The following is a 6,711-nucleotide window of genomic DNA, read 5'->3' as shown; positions in this document are numbered from 1 at the left end:
TCGAAGAGCCCGATCGCCGCCTTCCTGGCCTCGATGTCGTGCTTCACCCTCAAGTCGACACGCATAAAAAGCCTCCCATTTCTCATGTCCAAGAAATGGGAGGCAGTTCAAATTAGCTACAAGTGTGGGAAAAATAGCCCCGTTTCATACTTGCTGCTATCAAAAGTAGAGCGGATTACGGGGCAAGATTGGTGATGCCTGACCACAGCAAAAATGGCCTAAATAAAACCGCAGGTAGATGGTTTGTTGAAATTTGCAAATTACCGGAATGGATAGAGGTTGCCAATTCGGCCCCGTAATCCGGCAGGGTTTTGAAATGTTACAAACTTAGCATCAGCCCGAAATCCCATCTAAAGAAAAGTTGCGGTGAAATGGATCCTGTTTGGCCGTTGAAAGGGCTGATTCAGGAACTATTTCACCGCAACTCATCAGGAAGCCTGGGTGTCGGGACCGCTTGTCGCTAGTGGTTATGTGGGCAGTCGGCGCAGCAGCCACTGGTGGCGCTGGTGCTGGACCCGCCACTGCGCTGGTCGGTGTTGTAGAAACCGCTGCCGTCGAACTTAATGCCGCTGGCCGAGAACGTCTTGGATGCCGGGGCGCCGCAGCTGGGGCATACAACCTCGGGAGTCTCGGACATGGGGTGCTCAACCTCAAAAACGTTGCCGCAGCTCGTGCACTTATATTCGTAGCGCGCCATAATACTTCCTTTTCAGCACAAAGCGGGCAGATCGCTCTGCCCGCAAAAATTCAAACGTTTGTAACTGTACCCTATATCGAGGGTTTTATCACGCTTCGCCCCAGAATCTATGGGTGCTGCGCAGGAGCTTCGCAGTTTTCTCTTCGGCCTCCGCAACGTCTGCCTCTTGTGCCTGCCACGTCCAGTTGCCTGTGGCTACACCCGGCACGTTCATACGTGCGTCATCGCCCAGCCCCAGCACATCCTGCAGCGGCATCATCACCAGGGGGGCGTCGCTTGCGAGCGCGTCGCCCATCAGCTTGGCCGCCACCTCAGCACCGCTCGTCTCGTCGCCGCCTGCAAAGGAGCGCGTGCACCAGCCAGCGAGCGTCGAAGTGTCGTGCGTCGAGGTGTACAGGATTTTGTCCGTCGTGGGATGAATTCCGCAGCGAACGTCGTAGTCACTAAACTCCAGTACGTCCATGCCGGGAAAACCGCAGGTCGAAGCCATAGCGCGAACGCCAGGCGTCAGATAGCCCAGATCCTCGGCAATAAAATTGAGCGGACCCAGCTCGTCGTAGGCGGTCTGGAACAGGTCCTTGCCCGGACCAGCAAGCCAGCGGCCGTCGGCACAGGCTTTGCCAGCGGGAATGCTAAAGTAGTTGTGGAAGCCCAGGAAGTGGTCCAGGCGCACGCGGTCGTAGAGCGCGAACGCTCGGCGCAGGCGATCGAGCCACCAGCGATAGCCGCTCTCCTTCATGTGATCCCAGCGGAAGGTGGGGTTTCCCCACACCTGACCTTCGGGCGCAAAGTTGTCGGGCGGCGCGCCGGAGATCTCGATTGCCTTGCCGGTATCGGACAGCCAGAAGTTCTCGGGCTCGCTCCACGCATCTGCCGAATCGTCCGACACATACATCGGGATATCGCCGATGACCTCGATGCCCTTCTTGTGCGCATAGTTCATGAGCTCGCACCAAGCCAGGTCAAAGCGGTACTGCATGTAGGCCTGAAGCTCGGCCTCGTCGTGGAAGCGCTTGTCGTCGATCAGATGCTCGTTGTAGCGCGCGACATCTGCCGGCCAATTGTGGCGCGACTCGCCCTCAAAGTATTTCTTAACGGCCATGTAGACGCAGTACTTCTCGAGCCAATCGGCATTGCGATGTTTAAACGCGGTGTACAGCGGGTCGGCATCTTCGCCACCGTGGGCCTTCCAAGAAGCGAAGTCGGCGGCCAGCTCCTCGTGACTCTCGGGCAGCAGGTCGATGTTACCCGCAAAAGCCGAGGGTCCGGCATAGGGGGAGCGGAAGAAATCCGTCGGGTTGACGGGCAGGACCTGCCAGTAGCGCATGCCCATGGCGGCCAGGTGGTCGATAAAGCGGCGCGTGGGCGCGCCGATCGTACCCGGCTTGCCATCGTCAGTCGGCACCGAGGTAATGTGGCACACGACGCCCGCGCCATGATCGAGCGGCTCCTGCAGGCGCCTCTCGGCATGGTGATAGATGATCGAAGAGCCCAGCGGGTACAGGTCGAGCGTGACCGTACCGTTGTGGATCTCGCACTCGTGGCCGCTGATCACGTCACTCGCGCATTCACCGAGCGCTGGAATCGTCACGCGGTGCGAATTGCGCAGGCTGCGATTGACGATAACAGTCGCAGCCTCGCCGTCTTTGCCCGTGCGGGTGTAGGCTAGGACGTCGTCGTTAAGCGCGAAGGCCTTGATCTCGCCGTCAACCATAAACGGCAACGCGCGGCGCAGGGCGGATGCGTTCTTCACGATGGCCAACGTATCGAAATCGTGGAGCTGGTCCTTTGTCGGCAGGGTACGGCGGTTGCCCGGATCGGTGAGGCCCTCCAGGCCGTACTCATCGCCATAATAGATCGAGGGCACGCCGGGGAAGGTCATCTGCATGAGCGTCGCCAACCAAAAGCGCCTCTTGGCCAGGTCCATGGAGTTCTCGTCCAAGCGCCATTTGCTACGCTCGCTCTCGGGTAGCTGCGACTCGTCGGGACCACCGCCGAGCACCGAGATAATACGCGGACGGTCGTGGCTCGAAAGCAGATTGAGCGCGCAGGCCAGTGCCTCGCGCGGGTAGTTCTCACGCAGTGTCTCGATGTCCTCGGCAGCCTGATAGGCATCTCTGTAGCCCATCAAAAAGCCGATGACCATGTCGCGGAAGGGGTAGTCCATGGCGGAATCGAGTTCGGAGCCCTGCAGATAACGGCGCAGATGGCCATAGCTGATCTTGTTGGAGGCGTCCTCCCAGACTTCGCCGAGCAGCAGCGCATCGGGCTTCTCTTCGAGCACGGCGGCCTTGATATCGGCCAGGAAGTCATCGGAAAGCTCGTCGGCCACATCGAGTCGCCAGCCGTGGGTACCGGCGCGCAGCCACTTGCGAATGACGCCGTCCTTGCCCAGAAGCTTTTTACGCACGAGCTCGGAATTCTCGTTGAGGGCGGGCATGTTGCTCACGCCCCACCAGCAGTCATACGAACCGTCCTCGTGGAAGGTAAACGCATCGCGCCACGGGGAGTCCTCGCTCTGCCACGCGCCGACGCCGGGATAGTTGCCGTAGCGGTTAAAGTAGATCGAGTCGTCGCCCGTATGGTTGAAGACGCCGTCCAGGATGATGGAAATGCCGAGCTTCTCGGCCGCCTCGCATAGCTCCGTAAAGTCCTGCTCGGTTCCCAGAATCGGGTCGATCTTGGTGTAATCGGCCGTGTCGTAGCGGTGGTTGCTCGCGGCCTCAAAGATCGGGTTGAGGTAAATGGCCGTAAAGCCCAGCTCGGCGATGCGGGGCAGGTCATTTTGGATACCCTTGAGCGAGCCGCCGTAAAAATCCCAAGTCTTGATGGATCCGTCCTCGGCACGCTCGTACACGGGCGGCTCGTTCCAGTCCTCGACCATGCGACGCTGGATTCCCTTACGCGGTTTTTCGACCTCGGCCAGCGTGCGTTCGCGCCAGTTTTCGTCGCGGGCGTAGCGGTCGGGGAAGATCTGGTAGACCATGCCGTGCTCGTACCAGGTGGGACGGTTCTCGCGGTGCTTGTAGACGGTAATCTGGAAGGACGGAACCTCGGCGTAGTCGTATACAACGCCCTCGCCGCCGGTGCGACCCTGCGGCGCACCCAAGCGGACCTCGGACTGGCCTTCGATATTGCATATAAAGCTGTACCATACAAGACAGGGCTCGGCGCAGTTGAGCTCACCGGTAAAGATGCCATCGCCCTTGTGCTCCATGGGGATCAAGGTCTCTCCGATGCCGTCGACCCAGGTGCGCAGGGTGAGCGTTGCCTGGTTGGGGTCGGCATCCTCCAAAATCACCGAAAGCGAAACGGAAGTTCCAGTGGTCACAGCGCCAAAAGGAGTGCGAAACTGCGTCAGGCGGCTGTTGTGTATCAATCTCATAGTACGGTCCAGTTCTATACAATCATGGCCAGCGGGTCATGGTCTTAACGCACAGTGCATAAGTATATCCGTTGCACTTTAGTTGTATAAACTACAGTCGCTCACTATCGGCGAACGGTTGTCCTAGAAAATCGTTTTACCAACTATCTACAGAGAAGGGGCGCCCGGTTGGAGCGCCCCTTGTTTAGGGTTTTTATTAGGTTTTAGATCGTCTGTGGACTAGCGGCGCTTGCGGGTGGCCGTTGCCTTGCGGACGGAGGTCTTCTTGGTCGGAGCCTTTTCCTCGGCTGGAGCGGCGGGGGAGACCGGGGCCTTCTTGGCGGGTTCGGTCTTTGCCGTAGCCTTTGGAGCGGTCTTGACCTCGGCGGCCTTCGGTTCCGGCGCGGCCTCTACTGCGGGTTTGTCCTTGGCTTTAGCCTCTGCCTTGGGAGCGGCTGTCTTGGTCGTAGCCTTCTTGGCCGTTGTCGTGGCGCGCTTGCGTGTGGTGGTCTTGGCGGCCGACTTTGCCTCGACCGCTGCCTCGGCCTTGGTCTCGGAGGGCGCCTCCTCGACCTTGACGGCGGGCTTTGCAGCAGCCTTCGGGGTCGTCTTCGCGGCGGCCTTCGTCGTAGCAGCCTTGGTCGCCGGCGACTTCGTAGCCGTGGCCTTCTTGGCGGTTGCGGTCTTGGTTGCGGTCGTCTTCTTGGCAGCGGTCTTGGTCGCGGTCTTTGCCACGGTCTTAGCCTCGGCAGTGGTAGCCTCAGCGGTGGCCTCGGCCTTTACCTCGGGAGCGGCCTCGGCTTCGACGGCCTTCTTGGCAGCGGCGGTCGTACGCTTACGCGTGGTGGTTGCCTTGGCGGCGGTGGTTTTGCTCGTAGCGGCCTTCGTGGTCGTGGCCTTCTTAGCCGTCGTCTTGCGGGTCGTCGTCTTCTTGGCGGTAGGCTTCGCCGTGGGCTTTACCTCGCCGTCGTCAGTCGGCTTCTCCTCGGCCTTGGGCTCCTCGGCAGCAACCGGCTCCTTAACGGGTGCCGCAGGCTCGGCCTCGGCAGCAGCGGGCTCCTTAACGGGTGCCGCAGGCTCGGACTCAGCGGCAACCGGCTCCTCCACAGCCGCAGCAGCTTCCACTGCCACCGGCTCCTCCACAGCCGCCGCAGCCTCCACTGCCACCGGCCTCTTAATCTCTGGGTGCATAAAGAAGTACAGGTCCAGATACTTATCGGCCGAACGTGTCCAGCTAAAGTCCTGGCTCATGGCCTGCGTGACCAGCTGATCCCAGGCCTTGCGGTTATCCCAGAACAGGCGAGCCGCGCGGAACACCGCGTCGCCCATCTCGTCGCCGTTAAAGTGACTAAATGAGAAGCCCGTGCCCTCGCCGGTAAACTCGTTGTACGGTTGCACGGTGTCCTTCAGGCCACCGGTCTCGCGCACAATGGGCAGGGTGCCGTAGCGCATGGCGATGATCTGCGACAGGCCACAGGGCTCAAATTTCGAAGGCATCAGGAACATATCGGCGGCGGCGTACATGCGCTGCGAAAGTGCCGGGTCAAACTCGATACGCGCCGACATGGTGCCGGGGTATTTGCCCTGGAAGTAGCGCAGACCGTCCTCGTAGTCGCGGTCGCCGGTACCCAGCACGGCCACCTGAACGCCACCGGACAGGATGCGGTCGAGCGCGTACATGACCAGGTCCATGCCCTTCTGTCGCGTCAGGCGCGTGACCATCACCATAAGCGGGCGGTCGTCGCGAATCTCGAGCCCCAACTCCTCCTGCAGTTTGGCCTTACATACGGCCTTCCCCGCGCGGTCATCAACCGTGTAGTTGGCGGCAATGCGCTTGTCGGTCGCCGGATCAAACCCCACAACGTCAATGCCGTTGAGGATACCCTGCAGTGCGTAGGAACGCTCGCGCAGCACGCCGTCCAGGCCCTCGCCAAACTCGGGCGTCTGGATCTCGCTCGCATAGGTGGGGCTCACCGTGGTGATGGCATCGGCATAGTGCAGCGCGCCCAGCATATAGTTAATGCTGCAGGCGTCACAGCGCAACTGCGTGGCGGCTGCCGGAATATGCGCCATACCCAGTATGTCTTCCATCACGGTGTCGCTAAACTGGCCCTGGAACGCCACATTGTGGATCGAGAACACGGTCTTGACGCGGTCGTACAGCGGCAGGCCTTGGTAGAACTCTCGCAAGAACACGGGCGCCAGCGCCGTCTGCCAGTCGTTGCAGTGCAGGATGTCGCACTCAAAGCCTTCGGGCAGGTGCTGCAGGCTCTCGGTGATGGCCTTAGAGAAAAACGCGAAGCGCTCGCCGTCGTCAAAGAAGCCGTAGGGATAGTCGCGCGCAAAGTAGTGCTCGTTGTCCACGAACATATAGGTGACGCCGTCATGCTCGAGCTTCTCCAACCCGCAGTACTCGTTGCGCCAGCTCAGGCTCACGTAAAAGTCGGTAAAGTGCTCCATCTGCGCCTTGTACTCGTCCTTGATGGTGGCGTACTTGGGCACCATCACAATGACTTCGGCGCCAGCGCGTACAAGTGCCGCAGGCAGTGAGCCCGCCACGTCACCCAAGCCGCCGGTCTTAACAAACGGCGCGCACTCGGCCGAGGCAAACACGATCTGCATCTTTTTGCTGGTTTGTGCCATTATGTCT

At 60.3% G+C, this 6,711-nt stretch carries 3 protein-coding genes; all 3 read right to left on the bottom strand.

Going from position 1 to position 6,711, the window contains the following annotated elements; all coding sequences use genetic code 11:
• Positions 1-460 precede the first annotated feature (460 nt).
• The 3 genes from ACTNBY_RS04865 to glgA all read right to left on the bottom strand — a co-directional run bounded on the left by ACTNBY_RS04865 (position 461) and on the right by glgA (position 6,704).
• Positions 461-697 (bottom strand): FmdB family zinc ribbon protein, encoded by a 237-nt coding sequence (locus ACTNBY_RS04865; RefSeq protein WP_154518065.1) that lies wholly within the window; start codon positions 695-697, stop codon positions 461-463.
• 88 nt (positions 698-785) lie between these two features.
• The gene (locus ACTNBY_RS04860) at positions 786-4,082 is read right to left on the bottom strand and encodes a 4-alpha-glucanotransferase (RefSeq protein WP_441063622.1); all 3,297 of its coding nucleotides are present in this window, start codon (positions 4,080-4,082) and stop codon (positions 786-788) included.
• A gap of 219 nt (positions 4,083-4,301) precedes the next feature.
• Positions 4,302-6,704 carry a glycogen synthase GlgA gene (glgA, locus tag ACTNBY_RS04855; RefSeq protein WP_441063620.1) on the bottom strand — a complete coding sequence of 801 codons (2,403 nt, stop codon included), beginning with the start codon at positions 6,702-6,704 and terminating at the stop codon, positions 4,302-4,304.
• Between the last annotated feature and the right edge of the window lie 7 nt (positions 6,705-6,711).

It is taken from the genome of Collinsella sp. HCP28S3_E12 (assembly GCF_052065595.1).
Lineage (GTDB): Bacteria > Actinomycetota > Coriobacteriia > Coriobacteriales > Coriobacteriaceae > Collinsella.
This window is presented reverse-complemented; position numbering and strand designations above follow the sequence as displayed.